Here is a 21,918-nt window from a genome sequence, read left to right as displayed (position 1 = left end):
CTAAACTGGCCCCTTTCCGGTTCCGTTCCCTATCATCATTCCATCCAGGCCGCCATGACCGATTTATTGCCCGTATCCCTGCTCGACTGGCTGATGTTCAGCCTGGTTTCCCTGCTGGTCCTGCTGGCGCTGTTTGCCCTGCTGCGCCGGCTGTGGCGCGGCCGTCCCGGGCAAGCCTATGTGCGCCGGCTGATGTTCAGCCCCGAGGCCGCCGCGGCCCAGCACCTGCTCGACAGCGCCATCGGCCGCGAACTCAGGGTGTTTCCCTCGGTGCGCATGAGCGATGTGCTCGAGGTCAACCCCGATCTCAAAAAGGCGCACCGGGAACAGGCCTGGCACGACCTGTTCGGCGAAAAGCTGGACTTTGTACTCTGCTCGCCCCGGGATTTGCGGGTACGGCTGGCGGTCATGCTGGTGGACGACGGCCTGAGCAAGGCCGACGGCCGCCACCGGGCGCGGCTGTTGCAACAGCTCGAGCAGGCCGGCCTGGCGGTGGTGCACCTGTCTCCCAAGGACTGGCCGAGCGCCGACGAACTGCGCGAAGAGCTGCTCGCCCGGCTGCGCCCCGCCGCCGCCGAGCCGACCGCCATGCCCGGGCGGGGACGGGTCGAGCCGGTGATCCGCCTGCCTCAGGACGAGCCCGACGACGAGCCCCGCTTTCATCTTTAACACCGGCCGGGCAACGGGATGCCGCCCGGCCGGGTCCTGTGTGAAGGCCCCGACAGGAGAACCCCATGACTCGACTGCTCACCCTGTTACCCCTGCTGCTGCTGGCCGCCTGCTCCGGCGACGGCTGGCAATCGGCCAGCCGCCAGCCCGCCGGGCTGGCACCGGATCCGTCCGCCACCCCGGAGGCGGTGATCCAGGTGTACGGCGCCGATGCCTGGGGCTGGCGCGGCTGGTTTGCCCTGCATACCTGGATTGCGGTCAAACCCAGCCGGGCCGCCGAATACACTGTCTATGAAGTGATCGGCTGGCGTACCCGCCGCGGCCTGCCGGCCCTGCGCATCGCCCGGGATCTGCCGGATCGCCGCTGGTTCGGCGCCGAACCCGAGCTGTTGCTGGACCGGCGCGGCCCCGGGGTGGACCGGTTGATTGAACAAATCGACCAGGCCGCCCGCCACTATCCCTGGAAGGACGAATACCGGGTCTTCCCCGGCCCCAACAGCAACACCTTTCCCGCCTGGATTGCGCGCCAGGTACCCGGGCTGGGCCTGGATTTGCCCCTGCGCGCCATCGGCAGCGGCTATGCCCGGCTCGCGCCGGCTCAGCACCACAGCGCCGACAAGGGGGTGTCGGGCCGGTAGTGGTGGGCCACCTGGGCCTGTAGCAACTCGGCGGTGGCCAGGGCATCGGTCAGGGCGTGATGGGGCGGGTAATAAGGCAGGTGATAGCGGGCACGGCTGTCCGCCAGGCGGATGGACACCGGCTTTTTGCCCCTCAGCCGGGCCCAGAGCCCGAGCGGCCGTTGCCGGTGCAGCCTGGCCTCCAGCGCCATGGTGTCGATGACCGGAAAGCGGATGCCCTCGTTCAGCCGGGCCCGCAGCGCCGCGTCCAGAAAGCCCCGCTCGATGGCCCTGTGATGCACCACCACCACCCGCCCGGCCAGGGCCGCGAGCAGTTCGTCCAGCACCAGCAGCAGATCCGGCGCCTGCTGCACATCCGAATGGGTGATGCGGTGGATCACCACCGACTCCCGGGCCAGGGGTTTGTGCGGATTGACTATCCAGTGGGCCGACTCGGCACAGCGGATACGCTGCAGGCTGAAGGGCACCAGCCCCATGCTGATGATCGCATCCCGGGCCGGATCCAGGCCGGTGGTTTCAAAATCCAGCGCCACCAGGGGCACCTCGCCGATGGGGGTGTCGCCGCTCGCCGCGCCGGCCCGGTAGAAGCGCTCCAGCCGGTAATCACGGGCGCTGCGGGCGCGCTGCTCGAACAGCGCCGGCCAGTCGGGCGCCCCGGCCGCCCCGCCTTCCGCCATCTCGCCGGGTCGTAAATAGAACATGGCCGCTCCTTACGCCGCCCGGTTGGGCTGATAGCGGAATTTCAGGTACTTCTGGGCCTGGCTCAGGATCTGGAAGGCGTCCTTGAGGTTGCGTCGCTCAAAGTCGGACAGGTTGTCGGGCTCGATATTGTTGTCCGGCTCGCGCCCCACCTCCACATCCAGCGCCTGGTGGCGGATGCGCACCATGGCGATGAACTCCATGGCGTCGCGCAGATCCTGGCCCCGCCCCCGCGGCAGTATGTCGGCTTCGATAATGTCCTGCAGCCGTTCAAAGGAATTCTGTGCCCGCGAACCCACCGCCAGGCCGTGTACCCGGATCAGGTCGGCCAGGGGCGCCGTGCCCCGGCGCTTGAGGTTGATGGAATTGTTGTGCTTGCCGTCCTGCTCCATCACGAACCCCTTGAAAAAGCCCAGCGGCGGGGTGCGCAGCAGGGCGTTGCGGGCCATGCTGGCGAGAAAGCGCGGCCGCTGCCGGGCCCGGCGCAGGATCAGGCTGTTGAGCTGATCCGCCCATTCGGTGCGGCCGTAGACACCGTCCAGATCGAAAAAAATCGAGCTGTTGAGCAGCGAGCGGGCGCTGGGGTTGTCTATCCAGTCGGTAAAGCACTGCTCCCACTGGCGCCGGGTTTTGCGCCATTCGGGGTTGCTGGCCATGATGTCGCCGCTGCAATAGCTGTAGCCGCACTCGGCCAGGCCGTCGCACACAAAACGGGCCAGGGCGGCGAAGTAGTCGCCGTGGATTTCCGGCCGGTAGCCGTCGTCGAGGATAAGGGCATTGTCCTGGTCGGTGACGATCAACTGCTCGTCCCGGGCCATGGAGCCCAGGGCCAGGAAACAGTAGGGCAGCGGCGGCGGCCCCAGTTCAGCCTCGGCCAGTTCCAGCAGGCGCTGCTTGAAGCTGCGCCCTATCCCGGCCATGGCCGAGCCAATCATGCGCGAGTTGGCATCCTCGTTGACCATGCGCACAAAGCAGGCGCGCACGTCCTCGGTAATGGCCGCCAGCTCCGCCCGGCTCTGGGCGCGAAAAATATGGCGCACCACGAACAGGCTGTTGCGCGACTCGTGGCGCATCAGGTCGGACAGGGCAATCACCCCCACCGGCCGGCCCCGGTGCAGTACCGGCAGATGGTGCAGGTTGCAGCGCAGCATGGTGAGCATGGCCTCGAACACATACTGGCTGCTTTCCAGCGCCACCAGATCGGCCGACATGATCTCGGCCACCGGGGTATCGGCGGCCAGGCCGGTGGCCAGCACCCGGGTGCGCAGATCCCGGTCGGTCACGATGCCCGCCACCCCGGGCTCGCCCGCGGACTCCGGCTGCAGCACCAGAATGGAAGAGACCCCTTCCTCGGTCATGCGCAACGCCGCCTCCCGCACCGAGGCCGAACGCGCTATGGTCACCGGCTCCCGGGAGATCAGCTCGCGCACACTGGAAGTCATCAGTTCATTGGCATCCTCCCGGCGGGATACCGCCTGGCGCAGCCGGGTTCTGTCCTCCACCTCGACAAAATCGGCAAAGGACTCGAACTGTTCGAACAGCTCGTTGAACACCGGCTCGGGAATACAGTACAGCAGGGTGTCCTCCAGCGCCCTGGCGGGCAGGCGGACCCTGTTGTTCATCAGCAACCCCAGTTGCCCGAACAGGCTGCCTTCGCTCAGGCGGTTGTAAAGCTCGCCGTTGCGCCGGTAAATTTCCACCGCGCCGCTGCGCACCAGGTAAAGATCGTGCACCGCTGCGCCATACTCGAGGATGGTGCTGCCCGCCCGGTAATAGGCCACCTCGGCACTGGCCGCGATCCGGGCCTGGGTTTCTTCGGGCAGCCCGTCGAAGGGGGCGGTCTGGCGGATGAAGTTCAGGATTTCGAGCTGTTCGGCTTCCATCTCGCACCTCTCTTAATGACTAACAAGGCAGGCGGTTGCCCGCCTGCCTTGGATGTTGTTGCCGGAAGGTGTCAAGGAGCGTGCTCAGACGGCCCTGGGTTCCGACATCAGCCCCTTGATCAGCGCCACGCAGGCCACCAGCAGCACCAGGGTAAAGGGGAAACCGGTGGACACCGCCATCGCCTGCAAGGCCACCAGGCCGCCGCCCAGGATCAGGGCAATGGCCACCAGCCCCTCGAAGGTGCACCAGAATACCCGCTGGGGCTTGGGCGAATTGACCTTGCCGCCGGCGGAAATGGTATCGATCACCAGCGAACCCGAGTCGGACGAGGTCACGAAGAACACCACCACCAGCACGATACCGATAAAGGAGGTGATCTGCGCCAGCGGCAGGGCATCCAGCATGGTGAACAACTGCAGCGGCAGGGCCGCCTCGGCCACCGACTGGTAACCGTTGGCCAGTTGATCGATGGCGGTGCCGCCAAAGGCGGTCATCCACAGCACGCAGGCCGCCGAAGGCACCAGCAGCACCGAAACCAGGAACTCGCGCACGGTACGCCCGCGGGAAACCCGGGCGATAAACATGCCGACGAAGGGCGACCAGGAGATCCACCAGGCCCAGTAGAAGGCGGTCCAGCCCTGGGAAAAGTTGGTGTCTTCCCGGCCGATGGGGTTGGACAGGGCCGGCAGGTATTCAAGGTAGGCCGCCAGGTTGGCGAAAAAGCCGGTCAGGATGGCCAGGGTAGGCCCGACGATGATGATGAACAGCAGCAACAGCGCCGCCAGCACCATGTTGATTTCCGACAGCCGCTTCACCCCCGCGTCCAGGCCGGCCAGCACCGACACCATGGCCACGGCGGTGATCAGGATCACCAGCACAATCTCGGTGGTGGTGCCGCCGGGCAGGCCAAACAAATAGTTGAGGCCAGCGCTGGCCTGGGAGGCCCCCAGCCCCAGGGAAGTAGCCAGGCCAAACAGGGTGGCCACCACCGCCAGGATGTCGATAATGTGGCCGGGCCAGCCCCAGACCCGCTCACCCAGCAGCGGATAGAACACCGAGCGCACCGTCAGCGGCAGGCCCTTGTTGAAGGAGAAGATGGCCAGCCCCAGGGCCAGCACCGCATAAATGGCCCAGGGATGCAGCGCCCAGTGGTAGATGGTGGCCGACATGCCGAGCCGGGCCGCCTCGGCACTGTTGCCGGCCGCGCCCCCCAGCGGCGCCCAGTCGGTGCGCGCGCCGTTTTCGACACTGACGCCGCCCAGGGCGGTGCCGTAATGGGACAGGGGCTCGGACACCCCGTAGAACATCAGGCCAATCCCCATGCCGGCGGCAAACAGCATGGAAAACCAGCCCAGGTAGCTGAAATCCGGCTTGGCCTCGGTGCCGCCGATGCGCACCCGGCCCAGGGGCGACAGGATGAGTCCCAGGCATACCAGCACGAAGATGTTGCCGGAAATCAGGAAAAACCAGTCCAGGCTCGATGTCAGCCAGTTACGCAAATCCCCGAACATGGGGCCCACCTGGTTTTGAAACGCCAGCGTCAAAAACACGAAGGCCACAATCGCCAGGCCCGAAATCATAAACACCCGGTTATGGATATCGAGGCCGAAGGGGCCTATCTGCAAGGCGATGTTGTCCTGTCCCACCTGGTAATCCGTATCGATCGGATTCACCTTTCCTTCCGGGGCGATAACATCATGGTTATCTTGATCTGCCATAAATAATTTCCCTCATTGATCAGCGGGTTATCCTCTGAGGTAATAAAGGGTAGCACAACTTTGTAACTCAATTACAGACCAGGGGGGACAATGGCGGCCTGGCCGGCAGCGAGAACGCAATACGCCATCACCCTTTTGGGGTACTACAGGGACACGAATTTCGGCGCGCCTTTCCTGGCGTATGCCAACTGAAGCTCTGTTATCATTTCCCTATCTATTCAACAACAAAAACGCCCCGACCATGGTGTCGGTATGATAAGAGTCAGCACATGAACCCCATCCCAGGCCCAGTCTCCCTTTCAGCCCAGGCCCTTTCCGGCGGGATCCTGCTACGTCGCAACCTGGTTGCCGCCTTGTTGTACCTGCTGGCGGGCGGCCTGGGCATAACGCTGACCTTGTCTTCCGGCTATGCCTCCCCCATCTGGCCTGCCGCCGGGGTGGCGGTGACCGTGCTGCTAATTTGGGGGCGGCGGTGCTGGCCGGGTATCTGGCTGGGCGCTTTCCTGATAGATGCCGCCACGGCTCTCTCTGTGTCCGGCCTGCTACTATCCATGCTGGTTTGGAGACGGAACAAAAAAGCAACTCGCCGCCGTTTTTTGTTCCGAGTGACGCAATCCACCTCTACTCGCCAGCGCTACCGCCAAAACGCTGGCTGAGCAGTTGGTGCAGCGCCTGCATGGCGGCCAGGTGATCCGGCAGTCGCCGGTAGATATCCCATGCCACCTCTTCCTTGTAGGAATGCAGAGTAAAATTGCGGTCCTTGAGCATGGAGAGCCATTCGCCTTCATCGTCCAGCCAGTGGGCGACATAAGCCTGTTGCAGGCATTCCCGTGGTATGTTGGCCGAAATCTCGTTTAGCCTTCTACCATCACCTTGACCTGTTCGACAATGTGCGTACCAATAGGCAATGCCGAAGTGGCCGCCGGCGAGGGAGCATTGCCGACGTTAACCGTGCGGGCTGTGTTGACGAACAGGAAGTCATCCACCAGTTTACCATCCCGGGACACCGCCTGAGCGCGCACCCCAGCCGGATAGGGCTCGAGATCAGCCATGGTCAGGCTCGGGCAGTATTTGCGTACCCGCTCGAGGTAGCCGCGCCGGTACAGGGAGTCCTTCATCTCGGCAAGGCCCGGGCGCAGGTTGGCGGCCAGCACCTTGAGAATGCCGGGGTTGCTGAACATCTGTGCCAGATCGACAAGAGACACATCACGCTTGCGGTAGCCCTCGCGCTTGAACGCCAGCACGGCGTTGGGCCCTACTGTGACACTGCCATCGATCATACGGGTCAGGTGTACTCCCAAAAACGGCATGGACGGATCGGGGATGGGGTAGATAAGGTGATTGACGATATCGTTGTGCTGTTTCGGCAGCCGGTAGTATTCACCCCTGAACGGACAAATGGTAAAGCCCGGATCCTGTCCCAGCATGCGAATAACCCTGTCAGCCATCAGCCCAGAGCAAGTGACTAGGTAGCGACTGGTAAACTCGTCGCTGCTGGTCTTGACCACCACTCCATCGCGGCGCTCTTCCAGGCCGGTGACCTGGCTGTTATAACGGATCTCGCCTCCCATACGCTTGAACTGATCGGCCATAGCCCGGGTGACCGCGCCGTAGTCAACGATGCCGCTGGAGGGCACTAAAATGCCGCCCAGCCCGGTGATATTGGGCTCGCGTTCGGCCAGTTCCCCGGCCGACAGCCACTCCCGCTCAAGGCCGTTGGCGGCGGTACGCTCCCATAATGCCTTCATCCGCTCCATTTCAAGCTCACTGGTGGCCACTAGCAGCTTGCCGCAGACATCAAAGGGCACATCATTCGCCTCACAGAACGCCTTGGTGGCCAGGTTGCCTTCTAGACAGAAGTTTGCCTTGAGGCTACCTGGGGTATAATACACACCAGCGTGGATCACACCGCTGTTATGGCCGGTCTGGTGCTGGGCTGGCCCACTTTCCTTTTCCAGCAGCAACATGCGCTTGTCGGGGTAAACCTGCTTAAGCTGCATGGCGGTCGACATGCCCAGGATGCCGCCGCCGACGATAATAAAATCGTACATGTAATCCTCTTTATTGTTGAAATCACCCCGGATGCTGCTCAAAAACAAAGGATGCCGGCGAGGTGAGCATACCGGCATATGCTTAGCATCAGAGGAATAGGGGATCAGTATTCATACTTGCCGTCATAACGCCGCTTGAGCTGCAGCGGATTACTCTCTTTGAGGGCAGCTGGCAGCAGGATATCGGGTAAGTTCTGATAGCACACAGGCCTCAAGAAACGCACGATGGCGGCACTGCCCACCGAGGTGGTGCGGCTGTCGGAGGTTGACGGGAAGGGACCACCGTGCACGGTAGCGTGGACCACCTCCAGTCCGGGCGGCCAGCCGTTGGCCAATACCCGGCCAGCCTTGCGCTCCAGCACCGGTAGCAACCGGCGGGCGACGTCCATATCGGCGTCATCCAGCTGCAGGGTGGCGGTGAGCTGGCCTTCAAGACGCTCAGCAACTTGCTGAACTTCAGCCTGATCGGCACATTCGATCACCAGGGCTGCGGAGCCAAATACTTCATGATGCAGACTTTCATCGGCGATAAAGTCCGCCGCAGCCACTACAAAGAGGGCTGCACGGCACTGGTTGGGAGCCGCACTTTCCCCGGCGCGGGCCACTTGCCGCACTCTGGCATTGGCTATCAGGGCATTCACACCCTGTTCATAGGCATCAAAGATGCCGGGGGTGAGCATGGTCTGAGTCGGGCATTGTTCAATACGCTCCGCGGCCCGGGCCACAAAGGCATCAAGTGCCTCGCTGCGCTCGGCGATCAGTAACCCCGGGCTGGTACAGAACTGGCCAGCGCAATTGTTAAGCACGGTGACAAAGGCCTCGGCCAGCTCCTGGCCCCGGGCCTTGAGCGCCTCCGGCAGCAAGAACACCGGGTTGCTGGAGCTCATCTCGGCGAATACCGGGATCGGCTCCTTGCGCTGCTGGGCAATCTGCATCAGTGCGGTACCGCCGCTGAAGGAGCCAGTGAAGCCTACTGCCTTGATACGATGGTCGGCCACCAGGGTGGCGCCTACTTCCCGGCCGGAACCGAACAATACCGAGAACACCCCCTCGGGCAGGCCGCATTGGGCCACCGCCTTTTGCACCGCACGTCCCACCAGCTCGGAGGTACCGGGATGAGCAGAGTGTGCCTTGACAATAACCGGGCAGCCTGCGGCCAGCGCCGAGGCGCTGTCGCCACCGGCTACCGAGAAGGCCAACGGAAAGTTGCTGGCGCCAAACACCGCAACGGGTCCCACAGGGATTTGACGAAGGCGCATATCAACTCGCGGCATCGGCTGGCGTTCCGGCATGGCCGGATCGATGCGCACATCCAGCCAGTCGCCGGAACGTACCACCTCGGCGAATAGCCGCAGTTGATTACAGGTGCGAGCCCGCTCGCCTTCAAGACGGGCCTGGGGCAGACCGGTTTCCGCCATAGCGCGCTGGATCAGGGTATCCCCTAGGGCCTCAATCTCACTGGCAATGGTATCCAGCAAGCCGGCACGGGTGTCGAGGGAGGTTTCGCGGAAGTGGTCGAAGGCTTCCCAGGCCAGTTGGGCGGCGCGCTCCACTTCTTTGCTGGTCCCGCCATGATAGGCCGGTGCCAGTTGCTCGTTAGTGGCCGGGTTGATGGCATAAATGGGTTCACGGCTGCCGGCTACAGCCTGCTGGCCGATCAGCATTTCTCCAGTTAACAACATTTGCTTTTCCTCAATCATTCGTTTCACAGGTAGTTCTGCTCCCGCAGTTCGGTAGCCAGGGCTCAGTCCAGCTTGCCGTGGTAGGCATCGGTGATGATCCGCTCGATATCGGCGGCTCGAGTCAGGCGGGGATTGACCAGCACGTTGCCGCTGCGCATGGAGTCTTCTACCATCTGCGGCAGCATTGCCAGATCAACGCCCAACTCCTGGACATTCAGCGGAATATCAATGGCCTGGTTCAGGCGGAAAATGGCGTCGATCACCTTGCTGCCGGCGGCCTTCTCATCCAGGCCGTCCACATTTTCGCCCATGGCGACAGCGATATCCCGGAACAGACCCGGGCAGGCAGGCAGGTTGAACTTGACCACATAGGGCAGCAGGGCGGCATTGGCCACGCCGTGGGGAATGTTGAAAATGCCGCCAAATGTATGGGAAATGGCGTGTACATTACCCAGCTTGGACTGGGAAAAGGCCAGGCCTGCCAGGAAGGAAGCTACCAACATGTTATCCCTGGCTTCGGCATCTGTGCCCACGAAATAGGCCTTTTTCAGATTTTGCGCGATCATGATGATCGCTTGAATGGCCAGGGCCCGGCTGATGGGGTTTGCCTGCTTGGATACGTAAGACTCAATGGCGTGAGTCAGCGCATCCATGCCGGTCGAAGCGGTAATGGCCGGCGGTAACTTGAGGGTCAGTTCCGCATCAAGAATCGCCAGCTTCGGGAACAGCAAAGGGCTGATAATGGCAGTTTTGAACTTGTTTGCCGGGTTGGTCACCACAGTAGAGGCGGTGCACTCGCTTCCGGTACCCGAGGTCGTGGGAATGGCAAACAGTGGCATGGGAGCATTAACCAGGCGGTCGTAGCCCTCATAGTCGAGAATACTGCCCGGGTTAGTGGCCATCGCAGCCACTGCCTTGGCGGTATCGATGCTGCTCCCCCCCCCTACACCCACGATCGCATCACAGCCGGTGCGTTTCAACACGGCCACTGCGTCTTCGATCACTTCAACGGCGGGGTTTGGCTGTACATCCTGATAAACGTGATAATTCACGCCCGCCTGTTCCAGGGACGCAAAAAAACCGTTCAGTGCGCCGGCATCAATTAGCCCCTGATCTGTCACTACCAACAATTTTTCCTGCACATAAGGCTTAAGTAAGTTGCCGGACTGTTTTATCAGACCAAAGCCGGATTTGAGCGTAGTGGGGAAGTAAAAATTGAAGTTTTGCATAACATCCTCTTTGTTTGGATTTGGGACTTGCCCCAGTCAATAATTCCGGGCCCGGTCAAGCCGGGCCGGCGCTCCTAGTCGACAAACAGCAACGAGATTTTGGGCAAGAAGGTAAACAGCAACAGGTCGACGATCATCACCAGTAGCAGCGGGAAAACCTTTCTGACGATCAGCGCAAAGGTGGTATCACTCAGGCTCTTGGCAACAAAGAGATTGACCCCCAGAGGTGGTGTCAGCAAGCCGATCGCCAAGTTGGTGATCATAATGACACCAAAGTGAATGAGGTTAACACCCTCATTTCCAAGTATCGGCAACAGTATTGGCACCAGCAATATGATGGCGGCGTTCAGCTCGAGGAAAGTCCCGATCAAAAGTAGCACCACGTTAATAGCAATCAACAACCAAACTGTCTCGGCACCAAGGCTGGAAATCCAGTCGGAAACCTGTTGCGGAAACTGCTCTGTCGTTAACACCCAACCCATGATATTGGCAGCACCAATAATTAGAAGCACCATGGATGAAGTCAACCCGGACGATACAAAGATCTCTTTCAGATCAGCCAGCTTCAGTTCCTTATACACATACAAGGAAATGATCAGGCCATAGACGCAGGCAATAGCGCCGGATTCGGTCGGAGTAAAAACACCGCTGTAGATCCCGCCCAGAATAATCACTGGCATAGCCAGACCAAGCACTGATTTTTTCAGGCAGTCGATAAAATGAGGGAAACTGGTGGGTGTCCCTCCCCGATAGCCCCGAGCTCTGGAGTAATAAAAGGCATAGGCAATCAGCGACCCACCCACCACCAGACCGGGGACTATACCGGCGATAAAGAGATCACCAATACTGACATTGGCGGAGATGCCATAGACCACAAACGGAATGCTGGGCGGAATGATGATGCCGATAGTGCCACCCACCGCCATTAGCGCCACCGAGAATCCCTTGTCATAACCCGCCTTGATCATGGCCGGCACCATGATGCTGCCGATAGCTACCACTGTGGCGGGGGCGGATCCCGAAATGGACGCGAAAAACATGCTAGCCAGCAAGGCGATAATGGCCAAGCCTCCCGGAGTTGAGCCCACCATACTGGCGCCCAGATTGACCAGTCGGATGGAAACCCCACCTTTTTCCATGATCTTGCCGGCCAGCAGGAAAAAGGGTATCGCCATCAGCGGAAAAGAATCAATGCCGGTGAATATACGCTGCACGGTCACAAACATGGGCATATCGGTAAAGAACATGAATGCGAGCACACAGGCAAAGGCAATGCTCAGAGCCAGAGGTATGTTCAACAGCATCAGCGCGAACATGCCCATAAACATAGCGGATGTCATTTTTTCTTTCCTCTTTCCATGGCACCTTCGATATTCAGGCTTTCATTCCGGACATCGCTGCTTTTTTCATAAAATAAATAAACAAAGCTGATCAGGTAACGTACCGACATCAGCGCAAAACCACAGGGCACTGCTGCATAGGCATAGTAAATGGGCATACGCAGGGCGGGTGACAGCTGGCCTGCATCCATTAACCGGCCAATGAATTCGGCACCGATGTAGAAAAACCAGGCACAAAAAGCAAAGCTCAACACATTACCCAATTGAGTCATCATACGCTGGGCAGCAGGAGGAATTGCATGCACCAGTGCATCCACGGAAATATGCACAGAATTCTTGACCCCCAGACTTGCCCCCACAAAGGCTGCCCAGATCATCAGATAGCGCGCCACCTCTTCAGACCAAGACATGGGCAATTGGATCAGAAAGCGGTTGAGTACCGCCAGGAATACAATGGTCAGCATGCTGGCCATCAGCAGGTAGATAAGCCGCTCTTCAATACCGGTCAGGATCCCGTCCAGCTTTTTAAAAAAACCTATTATCGTCATATCAAAACACCATTCTTGCCAATAACATCATCACTGGCGTGCTGGTTTTATATGGGCCTGCACTTGAAAATACTCTTCTATCTCACCTCTCCGTTCGACTACTTACGAACCGAACGGAGAGGGAGTGGAGAGAAAGAAATAAAGCCAGGACGTTGTTTTCTAATACAGTGATAGCGTTAAGTACGATACCCTCGTCCATCACCTGGATGTGAGGAGGGTTACTGAAGACCTTCCGCCATAGCAACGGCCTGCATCAGCTCGTCAATAATTTCATCGCCCAGCTGCTTGCGATAGAAGTCATAAACAGGTTTGGTTTGCTCCCTAAATAGCTGCTTGTCTTCATCACTGAGCTCCACCACCTGCATGCCTTCTTCCTTGAGCTTTTGAAGACCTTTATTTTCCTGCTCGGCATTAAACTCCCGCTGGATGTTGGCCCAGTTACGAGCCTCTTCCTGAATAACGGTCTGGTACTCATCAGGCAGCCGCTCAAAAAAGCGGTTGTTCACTATAAACATAAAGGGGTTATAGACGTGGCCGTCCAAGGTGAGATGTTCCTGCACCTCATAAAAACGCATGCTCTCAATTAGGGAGATCGGATTTTCCTGACCATCGATCACTCCCTGCTGCAGCGAAGAATACACCTCACCAAAGGCCATGGGCGTGGCGGTAGCGTTGAAGGACTCCACCATCTTCATGTGCGCTGGGTTTTCCATGGTACGAATTTTCATACCATTAAGATCACTAGGCGATGAGATGGGACGAGCACGGTTGGTAAAATGGCGAAAGCCGTTTTCGCCCCAGGCTAGGCCGCGGATGCCAGTTTTAGGCAACATGCCATCCAAAATTTTCTGGCCGAAGTCTCCGTCCAGTACCTGATAAGCTACTTCTTGGTTTTTGAACAAATAAGGCAGGTCAAAAACCAGCACCTCAGGATAGATGCTGGATACGGGACCAGCTAGCACCGCCATCTCAATGGAGCCGAACTGGACACCCTCCAGCTGCTCCCGTTCTCCCCCTAGCTGGCTGGCGGGGAAGGTGGAGATGGACACGGCACCATCAGTTCGCGCCTCCACGTTTTGCTTGAATACCTGCAGCGAGGCTTCAAGCCGATCATTAACGGCGGGAGAAGAATGGGAAACCTTGATTCGATACTCGGCACTGCTGGCTGCACCGGAGAACACCAGGGAGCATACTACCATGGCCTGGCAGAGCTTACGGGGCTTCAGTTGTTTAAACATAACTACATCCTTTTTGTTTTATTTATGACCAACAGGCATAAATTACACCATGTAAAAGGAGCTTGCCTGGTCAATGACGCAGGCCGCCCACTACTTCTTAACGAACAATTTACGCAGCACGATAAAATATTGTAATGAATAGTCATGATTGATATATAACCAAAGGTAATCACTTTGAGAAGCTACAGCTACAATTCGAAGCAGTAAAGATCCAGACACCGAGAATGTCCGAACTCAACAAAAAACCATAACTGTCTGAATTAAAAGAATAAAAATATCATCACATTCAATATATACCTACACTAAAGCAATCTTTTTCCTGAGGAAACCACGAGTAAGGCAACAACTTCGCGATGACCTACCCGACTGGGAACTGTAAAATATTTGTGAGCAGCATCAGCAAGCGCGCCCAGACGGTGAACGTGAAGTACCGCTTGCCCAGTAAAGGGGCGGTCACCCACCTGGTTATCGACGCCACCGGACTGAAGGTGTTCGGTGAAGGCGAATGGAAACAACGCAAGCATGGCAAGGATAAACGCCGGGTCTGGCACAAGTTGCACCTGGCCGTGGATGCCCGGACTCACGAAGTCATCGCCGCCGAGGTCAGCCTGGAGAATGTGGCCGATAACGAGGTCTTGCCGACCTTGCTCAACCCGTTGCGGCGTCAGTTACATCATGTGTCGGGCGACGGCGCTTACGATACTCGGGAATGCCATCAATTACTGCTCAAAAAAGGCAGCAAAGCGCATCCCACCGCGCAAAAATGCGGGCTACTGGGAAGAAGGACATCCAAGAAACGAGGTGGTCACGGCGCTGAAATCAGGGAGTCTGTCCGAATGGAAAAGCACATCAGGCTACCATCAGCGTTCGCTGGCAGAAACGGCGATGTCCCGTTACAAGCAGCTGGTGAGCCAGGGTGAGATCGCGAACGTTTTTTGCACACTTCGTTCTGTTTGACCCACAGATCGTGTTGTGATCTGATACTCCCTTTTTGGGAGAGCCATGATGAGCCTTGATGCATTTTCTCAGTATTTCGGTGAGCTGGAAGACCCTCGTCAGTCCGCCAAAATCAGCTATCCCCTGTTCGATGTCCTGTTCCTGACAGTCTGTGCCGTCATCGCCGGCGCCGAGGGTTGGGAGGACATAGAGGATTTCGGCGAAGTCCATCTGGACTGGTTCCAGCAAAAAGGGTTGTTCCCTGATGGGGTGCCGGTCCACGACACCATCGCCCGTATTGTATCTCGCCTTGACCCAGCCCAGTTCCAGCAGAGCTTTATTCGTTGGGCGCAATCGGTCAATGAGCGTACCGAGGGTGAACTGATTGTCATCGATGGCAAGGTGCTACGGGGCTCTTGCCACCGGGAAAGCCGCCGCTCCGCCATTCATATGGTCAGCGCCTTCGCCACCGGCAACGGCGTGGTCATGGGCCAGTTGAAAACCGATGCCAAGTCCAATGAAATCACGGCCATTCCAGCATTGCTCAAGCTGCTGGATATCAAGGGGTGCCTGGTGTCCATTGATGCCATGGGCTGTCAGACCGATATCGCCGGCACCGTCGTCAAGCAAGGGGGAGACTACCTGCTGGCGGTCAAGGGTAACCAGGAGCTGTTGCACCGCGCGGTTCAGCAAGCACTCCGACCGCTCCACTCGGCAGCAGCCGACCCGGCCAGTGTGACGGTGGAGAACGGGCATGGCCGCATAGAGGCCAGGGAATACCATGTGCTTGCTGCCGGTGACGTAGCCAGCCAGTTCCCGGAGTGGCAGGGCCTGAAAACCCTGGGGGTGGCCATCGGCTATCGTCTGGAAAAATCAGGCAAACAGTCCCTCGAATACCGCTACTACATCAGTTCGGCGGAGCTGGACCAGGCTCGCTTCGCTGCAGCGGTGCGGGACCACTGGCGGATTGAGAACAGCCTGCATTGGGTGCTGGACGTGTCGATGAACGAAGATGCTTGCCCCATCTATCGCGGTGAAGCGGCTGAAATTCTGTCTTGCATGCGTCACCTGGCGTTGAATATGTTGCGGGCAGAAACAACGAAGAAAGCCAGCATCCGGCGAAAGCAGAAGATAGCCAGCATGAACACAGACTATCTGGATCAGGTCTTGGCAGCAGGACTGAGGGCGATGGCGGCGCAGTGAGCATGAATACCTTGGTTTTTAACAAAATGTTCACGCTCTCACCCTGGCGAAGCAGGCCATCTTCGAGTATATCGAAGTGTTTTATAACCGGGTGCGGCTGCATTCCAGCAATGACTACATGAGTCCATTGGGCTATGAATCAGAGCTGCGAGCAGTTGCTTGAGAATGTGTCCGGAAAACTGTTGCCAGATCAAATGAGGAATTGACCTTCAACCAGACGCAGTTCGCAGGTATCATCCAGGCATGCTCCCTTGTAGTAACGGTGAGCGTCAGCCGGTATGCCGTGGTCTTATAGGCTTCACCAGCAGATAAGATTGCTCACCACTGCGGAAGACACCTCATGTTGCCATCATTAACCTCTATTCTCTCCCGCCTGCGTCTGAAACATATGCAGTTGCTAGTGGCCATCGAGGATCACGGCTCATTGCACAAAGCAGCCAGGGCGATTTCAATCTCTCAGCCTGGGGCGACCAAGGTCCTGCAAGAAATCGAGGTTTCCATCGGCATGCTGCTGTTTGAGCGCACCTCAAAAGGCATAGTTGCCAATGAAGCCGGGCGCTGCGTTACCCGCTATTCCCGTTTGATTTGTAATGATATTGCGCACATGAGAGAGGAAATCACGGGGCTGATTGAGGGTGCCGGAGGCCACATTGCCGTTGGGGCTGTCATGGGTGCCATGCCGCTACTGACCAAGGCCGTGCATGAGTTGCGGAAGGAACAGCCGTCGCTCTCAATAGAAATTTTTGAAGACAATAGCGGTAACCTGATGAACCAGCTTGCTCAAGGACGCCTTGATCTCGCGCTATGCCGGCCCGCCATGGGACACAAGCTTTCCGCTACCGATAGTCTGCCGCTCAGTGATGAGCCTATCGCCGTGGTGACCCATATCCAACACCCACTGGCCAGGATAAAGCGCCTTAATTTTTCCAAACTTGCCAGCTATCCGTGGATTTTCTATACCGCCAATATGCCGATGCGACGTGCCATTGAACGCGAACTGCAGCAATCCGGTCTAGAACCGATTCAACCCTCGCTAGAGACTGCCTCGGCTGTAGCCACCATTATGCTATTGCAGCAGGATCCGAGCCTGGTTGCCGCCCTACCAGAGGACGTAGCACGCTTTTTTGCCCAAAATCAGCTGGTTGCCTTACTTGATATAGATATCACCCCATCAATGGGTGACTGCAACATCGTCAAACGGCAGGACGCTCAACTGACACCCGCAGCCCATTTACTAATCTCCCGGCTTTATCTTAACATAGGAAAAACCTATGACCCAGACAACTGGCAAGGGTAAACAAACGTCCTACCCTGCTCGCCGTTTTACCCGGTACCTTAGGGTAAATAGCTGTTCCGAATATTAACCCGGCTTGCAAATAGATCACGCCGCATACCGGATAAGAGGATGTTTGAAGTATTTTTAACCCGGTCAGGTTTGTTCTGAAACCCCTTCATATGTCGTGTGACCTTAGCCTTGAGATCTTGGTGACTGCGAGCCGGCGATGACGCCCGGATCCCTTGCTTCAGATCACCATTCAGGTATTCATCTGGGTTGAGCTCGGGTGAATAAGGCGGCAGATAAAACACCTCTATCTCTTGCTTATGTTTTTCCAGCCAGGAGCGAACCAGCTTGGCATGCTTCTCCAACGAGTCAGGCACTTCATGGATACGGTTTCGCCCTTTCCCGGAAGTGGTTACGGAACAGCCAGAATGTAGCACTATCAGGATCAGTTATTTACAAAAAACTAACCTTTATCATCTGCACATCCCAACTGCGCCAACAAAACCTGCAGCGGGTGCGGCAACCGTTGCCCGTCAAAGCGCTTGACCTGACTGCGGCAGGAATAACCGGTAGCCACCAGCTTGCCCTGGTTATTCGCATCGTTGACCGGCTCGTGCCAGCTCAGCTCATAGATGCGCCTGGAGGTCTGATAGTTGGCACTTTCATGACCATAGGTGCCGGACATGCCGCAGCAGCCCACCTCCAGCACCTCCAGTTTCTGACCCAGCGCCGCAAACACAGTCTGCCAGTCACGAATGGACGGTGCCGCAGAGGTCTTTTCGGTACAGTGTGGCAGCAGCCGGAAGGTGCCGGCGGGCAACCCAGCCCCCGCTTGCGCAAGCACCTCCTGCTGCTTGCCGAGCCATTCCTGGATCAGCATGACCTCCGGCAGCTCCGCCTTCGGCAGCGCATAGGCGTATTCCTGGCGGTAGGTCAGTGTCATCGACGGATCGATGCCGACCAGTGGCAGGCCGCTGTCGGTAAGCACCTTGAGCATGGCGGCATTGCCACGCGCGGCCCTGGTAAAGGTGCCGAGGAAGCCATGCACATGTAGCGGCTTGCCATTGGGCCTGAAGGGCGCCACCAGCACCTGGAAGCCGAGCCGGCCAAGCAGATCGACCACATCAAGCACCAGCCCGGTTTCGAAGTAACTGGTGAAGGCATCCTGCACAATCACCACCGCTTTGGCACGTTGCGCCTCGCTCAATTGCGCCACCGTGGCCGGTGTCGCCAGTGGAATACCGCGCTGGCGCAGCTCCCGCCGCAGATCCTGGCGGCTGATTTCGGGACTGTCGACCATGCCGACCCGCTGCTGAAAGAACCGCTGCATAAGCCGGTTGCGCATCGCCCAGTTATAGGGCGCCGGAAACCGGGCCAGCACCGGCATCATGTATTCCAGGCTGCCGACCAGGTAGTCCTTGGCCGGGCGCAGATAACGGCTGTAATACACTTCGAGAAAACGGGCCCGAAAGTCCGGCACATTCACCTTGATCGGACACTGGCCCACACAGGACTTGCAGGCCAGGCAGCCCATCATGGAGGCATGCACCTCGTTGGAGAAATCGTACTCGCCGCGCTTTTTGCCCAGACTGTTACGAACTCGCTGCGGCAACCCTCCGAGAAAAGAGCTCGCTCGGGCCCGTTGGCCGGCCGCGTTGAGATCGACGCCCTGTCCGGACATCAGTCGCAACCATTCCCGCACCAGCGATGCCCGCCCCTTGGGGGAATGAATGCGCTCGCGCGTGCCCTTCCAGGACGGACACATGGCATCATTGGCGGCATAGTTGAAGCAAGCGCCGTTGCCGTTGCAGTTCATCGCCGACTCGAACGTGTCACGCACCGCCACCGGGATCTGTCGATCATGCTGGCCGCGAGTAGCGACGCCATCAATCCTGAACAACTCGGCTTCGCTGGTTAACGGCGTGGCAATCTTGCCGGGGTTGAGCTGGTTGTGGGGATCAAAGGCGCCCTTGATACGCTGCAGCTCGGGATACAGGTCGCCGAAAAACTCGGGCGCGTATTCGGAGCGGATACCCTTGCCATGTTCGCCCCACAGCAAGCCCTTGTATTTGCGGGTCAGGCGCACCACCTCGTCGGTGACTTCCCGGATCAGCCCCTCCTCGGCCGGATCCTTCATGTCGATCGCCGGGCGCACGTGCAGCACCCCCGCATCCACATGCCCGAACATGCCGTATTGCAGTCCTCGCTGATCGAGCACGGCACGAAACTCCATAATAAAGTCGGCCAGGTTCTCCGGTGGCACCGCGGTATCCTCAACAAAGGGCAGTGGCCGACGCTCCCCTTCGGCATTGCCGAGCAGGCCCACCGCTTTCTTGCGCATGGCCCATATCTTGTTGATCTCGGTGCTGCCGTACACCACGGTATAGCCGAAACTCTGGCCGGGCTGGCCACTGACCGCCTCCAGGTGCGCCTGCAGCTTCTCGACACCGGCTTTCAGCTCGGCGTCATTATCGGCAGTGTACTCCACCAGGTTGATGCCGTGGATCTCCGGCTCACCGGCGTCATGGGGAAAATAATCGCGCACCGAATCCCAGACAATGTCGCCCATCGCCAGGTTCAATACCCTGGAGTCCACCGTCTCGATCGAGGTCGGCCCCCAGTCCATCAGCGCCTTGGCATCACGCAACGAGGCCTCAAAGCTGTCGTACTTGATATTGACCAGCGCCGAGCAACTCGGGATCGGCAAGACATTGAGCTTGGCCTCGGCGATGAAGGCCAATGACCCTTCCGCACCACAGAGCACCGAGTTGAGGTTAAAGCGGCCCTGTTCATCGCGAATATGGGCCAGATCATAGCCGGTCAGGCACCGGTTCAGTTTTGGAAAGCGGTCGGCGATATCGGCGCGGCGGCGCTGATAAATGTCGTCGACCAACCGATGCAGTTCACCAACGCTGTCATCGCGTGCCGCAATTTGTTCGAACTCGGCCTCATCCAGCGGAGCCGACTCCCAGGCGGTGCCATCCAGCAGCACCGAACGCAGGGCCAGTACATGGTCGCGGGTCTTGCCATACAGGCAGGAGCCCTGGCCGCTGGCATCGGTATTGATCATGCCACCTATGGTGGCACGGTTGCTGGTCGACAGCTCAGGGGCGAAGAACAAACCGTAAGGCTTCAGCGCCGCATTGAGCTGATCCTTGACCACCCCGGCTTCCACCCGAACCCAGCGCTGCTCGGCGTTGATCTCGAGGATGCGGTTCATGTGCCGGGAACAGTCGACGATCAGGCCGTCGGTCAGCGACTGGCCGTTGGTGCCGGTACCGCCACCCCGCGGGCTCATGCGAATGCCGCTGAAACGCGACTCCGCCGCCATGCGGGCGATCAGCATTAAATCCTCAATGCCGGCCGGATAAAGCACTCCCTGAGGCAGTAACTGGTAGATGCTGTTGTCGGTAGACTGCACCACCCGGTTGGCATAATCGGAGCTGATTTCTCCCTTGAATCCCTGACCTTCAAGCTCGGCGAGAAAGTCCAGATACAGGGGGGCTGTGGTATCGGTATGGGAAATGCCTGGGATCATGGCGTCAATCGACCTCATCGGGGTGCGGCCGACCTAGGCTTAGCACCATTTGTCATCATGAGCGCCATGATGCAGAATCCCTATTTATCACTCAAACGGTAAAATTTTATTAATTAATAAAAAATGGCGAATAATCTATCCATTCGGCATCTGCGGGCCTTTATTGCCGTGGCCCAGCATGGCAGCTTTACCCGGGCGGCCGAACACCTGCATGTGACCCAGTCGTCACTGACTGCGACCATCAAGCAGCTGGAACAGCAAACCGGTTTGATCCTGCTCGATCGCACCACTCGCCGCGTGCTGCTCAACCAGGAGGGAGAGCGATTCCTGCCGGTGGCCGAACGACTGCTGTCGGATTTTGATACCGCAGTGGGCGACCTGCAGGCTGTGGCCGCTTACCAGCACGGCAAAGTAGGCATTGCCGTCTCACCGTCAACACTATCCTGTCTACTGCCTCCCGTGATCAAGGAGTTCCACAGCCTCTACCCTCACATCAGCCTACTGCTACGTGATGACAGTGCAGCCGGAATTGAGCAGCATGTGCTGGCGAATCACGTTGACTTTGGCATCGGCGGTAACCACTCCGAACAGCCAGAACTGAGCTACTTTCCACTCCTGCGTGACCGTTATGGTGTCGTACTCGCACCAGATCACCCCTTAGCGCAACAGCAGGGAGCAATAGCCTGGCAGGAACTGAAGCATGAAAAGCTGCTGATGCTATCCACCGATACCGGCATTCGAGCCCAGTTGTCCCGTAATCCTGCCGGCCACGGCATTGAACTGGTGCTGGCTCACCCCAGTATAGAAGTCTCAAATCCGGCTGGCCTGGCTGCGCTTATCGACACCGGTCTTGGGTTGTCTATCCTGCCAGCCCTAGCCGCCGGCACCCACTCCTTTGAGCAATTACGATTCAGACCACTAGATCATCCTGCCATCTATCGGGATCTGTATATAATCCATCGACTTGGCCGTTCTCTGAGTCCAGCCGCTGATGTGATGCTTCAACTAGTGCGACAGAAATTCTCTAAAATGATTCTTCCTCCATTTGTTGAAGCTATATAGTGGAATGTACTCAATTAGGAAGATTTACGTACACTTTAAATAATTGTTCCGAATGATAGATCACTGCCCGCAGCCAGGGCGGGATCATACTTTGTTAATGAAATTTGAACGGGTGGATCGTCTGTGATCTAATCAGCACCTCTTGCCGAAGGAGCCTGACCATGACCCTGATAGAACACCTTACCCTTGTTGAAGAAACCC

Annotated in this window: 19 protein-coding genes and 1 pseudogene; 8 read left to right on the top strand and 12 right to left on the bottom strand. The window is 58.3% G+C overall.

Going from position 1 to position 21,918, the window contains the following annotated elements; genetic code table 11:
• Positions 1-54: 54 nt before the first annotated feature.
• Positions 55-669 carry a DUF2726 domain-containing protein gene (locus C7I36_RS03720; RefSeq protein ID WP_106452390.1) on the top strand — a complete coding sequence of 205 codons (615 nt, stop codon included), beginning with the start codon at positions 55-57 and terminating at the stop codon, positions 667-669.
• 65 nt (positions 670-734) lie between these two features.
• Positions 735-1,307, top strand: a complete 573-nt coding sequence (locus C7I36_RS03715; protein ID WP_106452389.1) for a DUF3750 domain-containing protein — start codon at positions 735-737, stop codon at positions 1,305-1,307.
• Here C7I36_RS03715 and C7I36_RS03710 read toward each other — a convergent pair.
• From C7I36_RS03710 to C7I36_RS03700, 3 genes are all read right to left on the bottom strand, one after another.
• Entirely contained in the window at positions 1,268-2,008 is a 741-nt protein-coding gene (locus tag C7I36_RS03710; protein ID WP_219899594.1) for a 3'-5' exonuclease, read from the bottom strand. The two genes, C7I36_RS03715 and C7I36_RS03710, sit on opposite strands and share 40 nt — an antisense overlap.
• 9 nt (positions 2,009-2,017) lie before the next feature.
• Positions 2,018-3,889, bottom strand: a complete 1,872-nt coding sequence (locus C7I36_RS03705) for a DUF294 nucleotidyltransferase-like domain-containing protein (RefSeq protein ID WP_106452388.1) — start codon at positions 3,887-3,889, stop codon at positions 2,018-2,020.
• An 84-nt stretch (positions 3,890-3,973) separates the two neighbouring features.
• Positions 3,974-5,608: a BCCT family transporter gene (locus tag C7I36_RS03700; RefSeq protein ID WP_106452387.1), complete on the bottom strand. Its 1,635-nt coding sequence runs from the start codon at positions 5,606-5,608 to the stop codon at positions 3,974-3,976.
• Positions 5,609-5,877: 269 nt separating this feature from the next.
• Here C7I36_RS03700 and C7I36_RS17945 point away from each other — a divergent pair, with 269 nt between their 5' ends.
• Complete coding sequence (locus C7I36_RS17945) at positions 5,878-6,264, top strand: MASE1 domain-containing protein (RefSeq protein ID WP_106452386.1); 387 nt, start codon at positions 5,878-5,880, stop codon at positions 6,262-6,264.
• On the opposite strand, the gene C7I36_RS17685 is transcribed toward C7I36_RS17945, so the two are convergent.
• The 7 genes from C7I36_RS17685 to C7I36_RS03660 all read right to left on the bottom strand — a co-directional run bounded on the left by C7I36_RS17685 (position 6,230) and on the right by C7I36_RS03660 (position 13,696).
• Positions 6,230-6,445, bottom strand: coding sequence for a nucleotidyltransferase substrate binding protein (locus tag C7I36_RS17685; RefSeq protein ID WP_254918303.1), 216 nt, complete (start codon positions 6,443-6,445; stop codon positions 6,230-6,232). The genes C7I36_RS17945 and C7I36_RS17685 overlap by 35 nt on opposite strands.
• Positions 6,446-6,462: 17 nt before the next feature.
• Positions 6,463-7,659 (bottom strand): L-2-hydroxyglutarate oxidase, encoded by a 1,197-nt coding sequence (gene lhgO, locus C7I36_RS03685; protein ID WP_106452385.1) that lies wholly within the window; start codon positions 7,657-7,659, stop codon positions 6,463-6,465.
• Between the two features lie 104 nt (positions 7,660-7,763).
• The gene (locus C7I36_RS03680; RefSeq protein WP_106452569.1) at positions 7,764-9,341 is read right to left on the bottom strand and encodes an aldehyde dehydrogenase (NADP(+)); all 1,578 of its coding nucleotides are present in this window, start codon (positions 9,339-9,341) and stop codon (positions 7,764-7,766) included.
• 62 nt (positions 9,342-9,403) lie between these two features.
• Positions 9,404-10,570, bottom strand: coding sequence for an iron-containing alcohol dehydrogenase (locus C7I36_RS03675; RefSeq protein ID WP_106452384.1), 1,167 nt, complete (start codon positions 10,568-10,570; stop codon positions 9,404-9,406).
• Between the two features lie 74 nt (positions 10,571-10,644).
• Complete coding sequence (locus tag C7I36_RS03670) at positions 10,645-11,910, bottom strand: TRAP transporter large permease (RefSeq protein WP_094040488.1); 1,266 nt, start codon at positions 11,908-11,910, stop codon at positions 10,645-10,647.
• A complete protein-coding gene (locus tag C7I36_RS03665) occupies positions 11,907-12,458 on the bottom strand; it encodes a TRAP transporter small permease (RefSeq protein ID WP_094040487.1) in 552 nt (183 codons plus the stop codon). Before C7I36_RS03665 ends, C7I36_RS03670 begins: the two co-directional genes overlap by 4 nt.
• Positions 12,459-12,676: 218 nt before the next feature.
• Positions 12,677-13,696 carry a TRAP transporter substrate-binding protein gene (locus tag C7I36_RS03660; protein ID WP_094040486.1) on the bottom strand — a complete coding sequence of 340 codons (1,020 nt, stop codon included), beginning with the start codon at positions 13,694-13,696 and terminating at the stop codon, positions 12,677-12,679.
• Between the two features lie 386 nt (positions 13,697-14,082).
• Between C7I36_RS03660 and C7I36_RS03655 the strand changes: the two genes are divergently transcribed.
• The 4 genes and pseudogenes from C7I36_RS03655 (at position 14,083) to C7I36_RS03640 (ending at position 17,132) form a co-directional block, all read left to right on the top strand.
• Positions 14,083-14,616 (top strand): transposase, encoded by a 534-nt coding sequence (locus C7I36_RS03655; protein WP_342749476.1) that lies wholly within the window; start codon positions 14,083-14,085, stop codon positions 14,614-14,616.
• 85 nt (positions 14,617-14,701) lie between these two features.
• Entirely contained in the window at positions 14,702-15,835 is a 1,134-nt protein-coding gene (locus C7I36_RS03650) for an ISAs1 family transposase (RefSeq protein ID WP_106452383.1), read from the top strand.
• Between the two features lie 46 nt (positions 15,836-15,881).
• Positions 15,882-15,998, top strand: a pseudogene (locus C7I36_RS03645) (IS3 family transposase); the annotation flags it as partial.
• Positions 15,999-16,175: 177 nt separating this feature from the next.
• The gene (locus C7I36_RS03640; protein WP_094040413.1) at positions 16,176-17,132 is read left to right on the top strand and encodes a LysR family transcriptional regulator; all 957 of its coding nucleotides are present in this window, start codon (positions 16,176-16,178) and stop codon (positions 17,130-17,132) included.
• A gap of 38 nt (positions 17,133-17,170) precedes the next feature.
• Here the strand turns inward: C7I36_RS03640 and C7I36_RS03635 are convergent, their stop codons facing one another.
• Together C7I36_RS03635 and ydiJ are read right to left on the bottom strand one after the other, a co-directional pair.
• The gene (locus C7I36_RS03635) at positions 17,171-17,494 is read right to left on the bottom strand and encodes a transposase (RefSeq protein WP_281258117.1); all 324 of its coding nucleotides are present in this window, start codon (positions 17,492-17,494) and stop codon (positions 17,171-17,173) included.
• 86 nt (positions 17,495-17,580) lie between these two features.
• A complete protein-coding gene (gene ydiJ / locus C7I36_RS03630; RefSeq protein ID WP_106452382.1) occupies positions 17,581-20,655 on the bottom strand; it encodes a D-2-hydroxyglutarate dehydrogenase YdiJ in 3,075 nt (1,024 codons plus the stop codon).
• 123 nt (positions 20,656-20,778) lie between these two features.
• Between ydiJ and C7I36_RS03625 the strand changes: the two genes are divergently transcribed.
• Positions 20,779-21,717 carry a LysR family transcriptional regulator gene (locus C7I36_RS03625; protein WP_106452381.1) on the top strand — a complete coding sequence of 313 codons (939 nt, stop codon included), beginning with the start codon at positions 20,779-20,781 and terminating at the stop codon, positions 21,715-21,717.
• The last annotated feature ends 201 nt before the right edge of the window (positions 21,718-21,918 follow it).

It is taken from the genome of Zobellella taiwanensis, from assembly GCF_003012795.1.
Taxonomy (GTDB): Bacteria; Pseudomonadota; Gammaproteobacteria; order Enterobacterales; family Aeromonadaceae; genus Oceanimonas; species Oceanimonas taiwanensis.
The sequence above is the reverse complement of the archived record's forward strand: the minus strand, read 5'-3'. Positions and strand labels throughout refer to the sequence as shown.

What these genes read in the sequence shown, in the direction of transcription:
- C7I36_RS03665 (WP_094040487.1), bottom strand. Translation starts at nt 12,458, where the DNA reads ATGACGATAATAGGTTTTTTTAAAAAGCTGGACGGGATCCTGACCGGT.
- C7I36_RS17945 (WP_106452386.1), top strand. Translation starts at nt 5,878, where the DNA reads ATGAACCCCATCCCAGGCCCAGTCTCCCTTTCAGCCCAGGCCCTTTCC.
- C7I36_RS03700 (WP_106452387.1), bottom strand. Translation starts at nt 5,608, where the DNA reads ATGGCAGATCAAGATAACCATGATGTTATCGCCCCGGAAGGAAAGGTG.
- C7I36_RS03660 (WP_094040486.1), bottom strand. Translation starts at nt 13,696, where the DNA reads ATGTTTAAACAACTGAAGCCCCGTAAGCTCTGCCAGGCCATGGTAGTA.
- C7I36_RS03625 (WP_106452381.1), top strand. Translation starts at nt 20,779, where the DNA reads ATGGCGAATAATCTATCCATTCGGCATCTGCGGGCCTTTATTGCCGTG.
- C7I36_RS03710 (WP_219899594.1), bottom strand. Translation starts at nt 2,008, where the DNA reads ATGTTCTATTTACGACCCGGCGAGATGGCGGAAGGCGGGGCGGCCGGG.
- C7I36_RS03705 (WP_106452388.1), bottom strand. Translation starts at nt 3,889, where the DNA reads ATGGAAGCCGAACAGCTCGAAATCCTGAACTTCATCCGCCAGACCGCC.
- ydiJ (WP_106452382.1), bottom strand. Translation starts at nt 20,655, where the DNA reads ATGATCCCAGGCATTTCCCATACCGATACCACAGCCCCCCTGTATCTG.
- C7I36_RS03680 (WP_106452569.1), bottom strand. Translation starts at nt 9,341, where the DNA reads ATGTTGTTAACTGGAGAAATGCTGATCGGCCAGCAGGCTGTAGCCGGC.
- C7I36_RS03675 (WP_106452384.1), bottom strand. Translation starts at nt 10,570, where the DNA reads ATGCAAAACTTCAATTTTTACTTCCCCACTACGCTCAAATCCGGCTTT.
- C7I36_RS03715 (WP_106452389.1), top strand. Translation starts at nt 735, where the DNA reads ATGACTCGACTGCTCACCCTGTTACCCCTGCTGCTGCTGGCCGCCTGC.
- C7I36_RS03640 (WP_094040413.1), top strand. Translation starts at nt 16,176, where the DNA reads ATGTTGCCATCATTAACCTCTATTCTCTCCCGCCTGCGTCTGAAACAT.
- C7I36_RS03650 (WP_106452383.1), top strand. Translation starts at nt 14,702, where the DNA reads ATGAGCCTTGATGCATTTTCTCAGTATTTCGGTGAGCTGGAAGACCCT.
- C7I36_RS03720 (WP_106452390.1), top strand. Translation starts at nt 55, where the DNA reads ATGACCGATTTATTGCCCGTATCCCTGCTCGACTGGCTGATGTTCAGC.
- C7I36_RS03670 (WP_094040488.1), bottom strand. Translation starts at nt 11,910, where the DNA reads ATGACATCCGCTATGTTTATGGGCATGTTCGCGCTGATGCTGTTGAAC.
- lhgO (WP_106452385.1), bottom strand. Translation starts at nt 7,659, where the DNA reads ATGTACGATTTTATTATCGTCGGCGGCGGCATCCTGGGCATGTCGACC.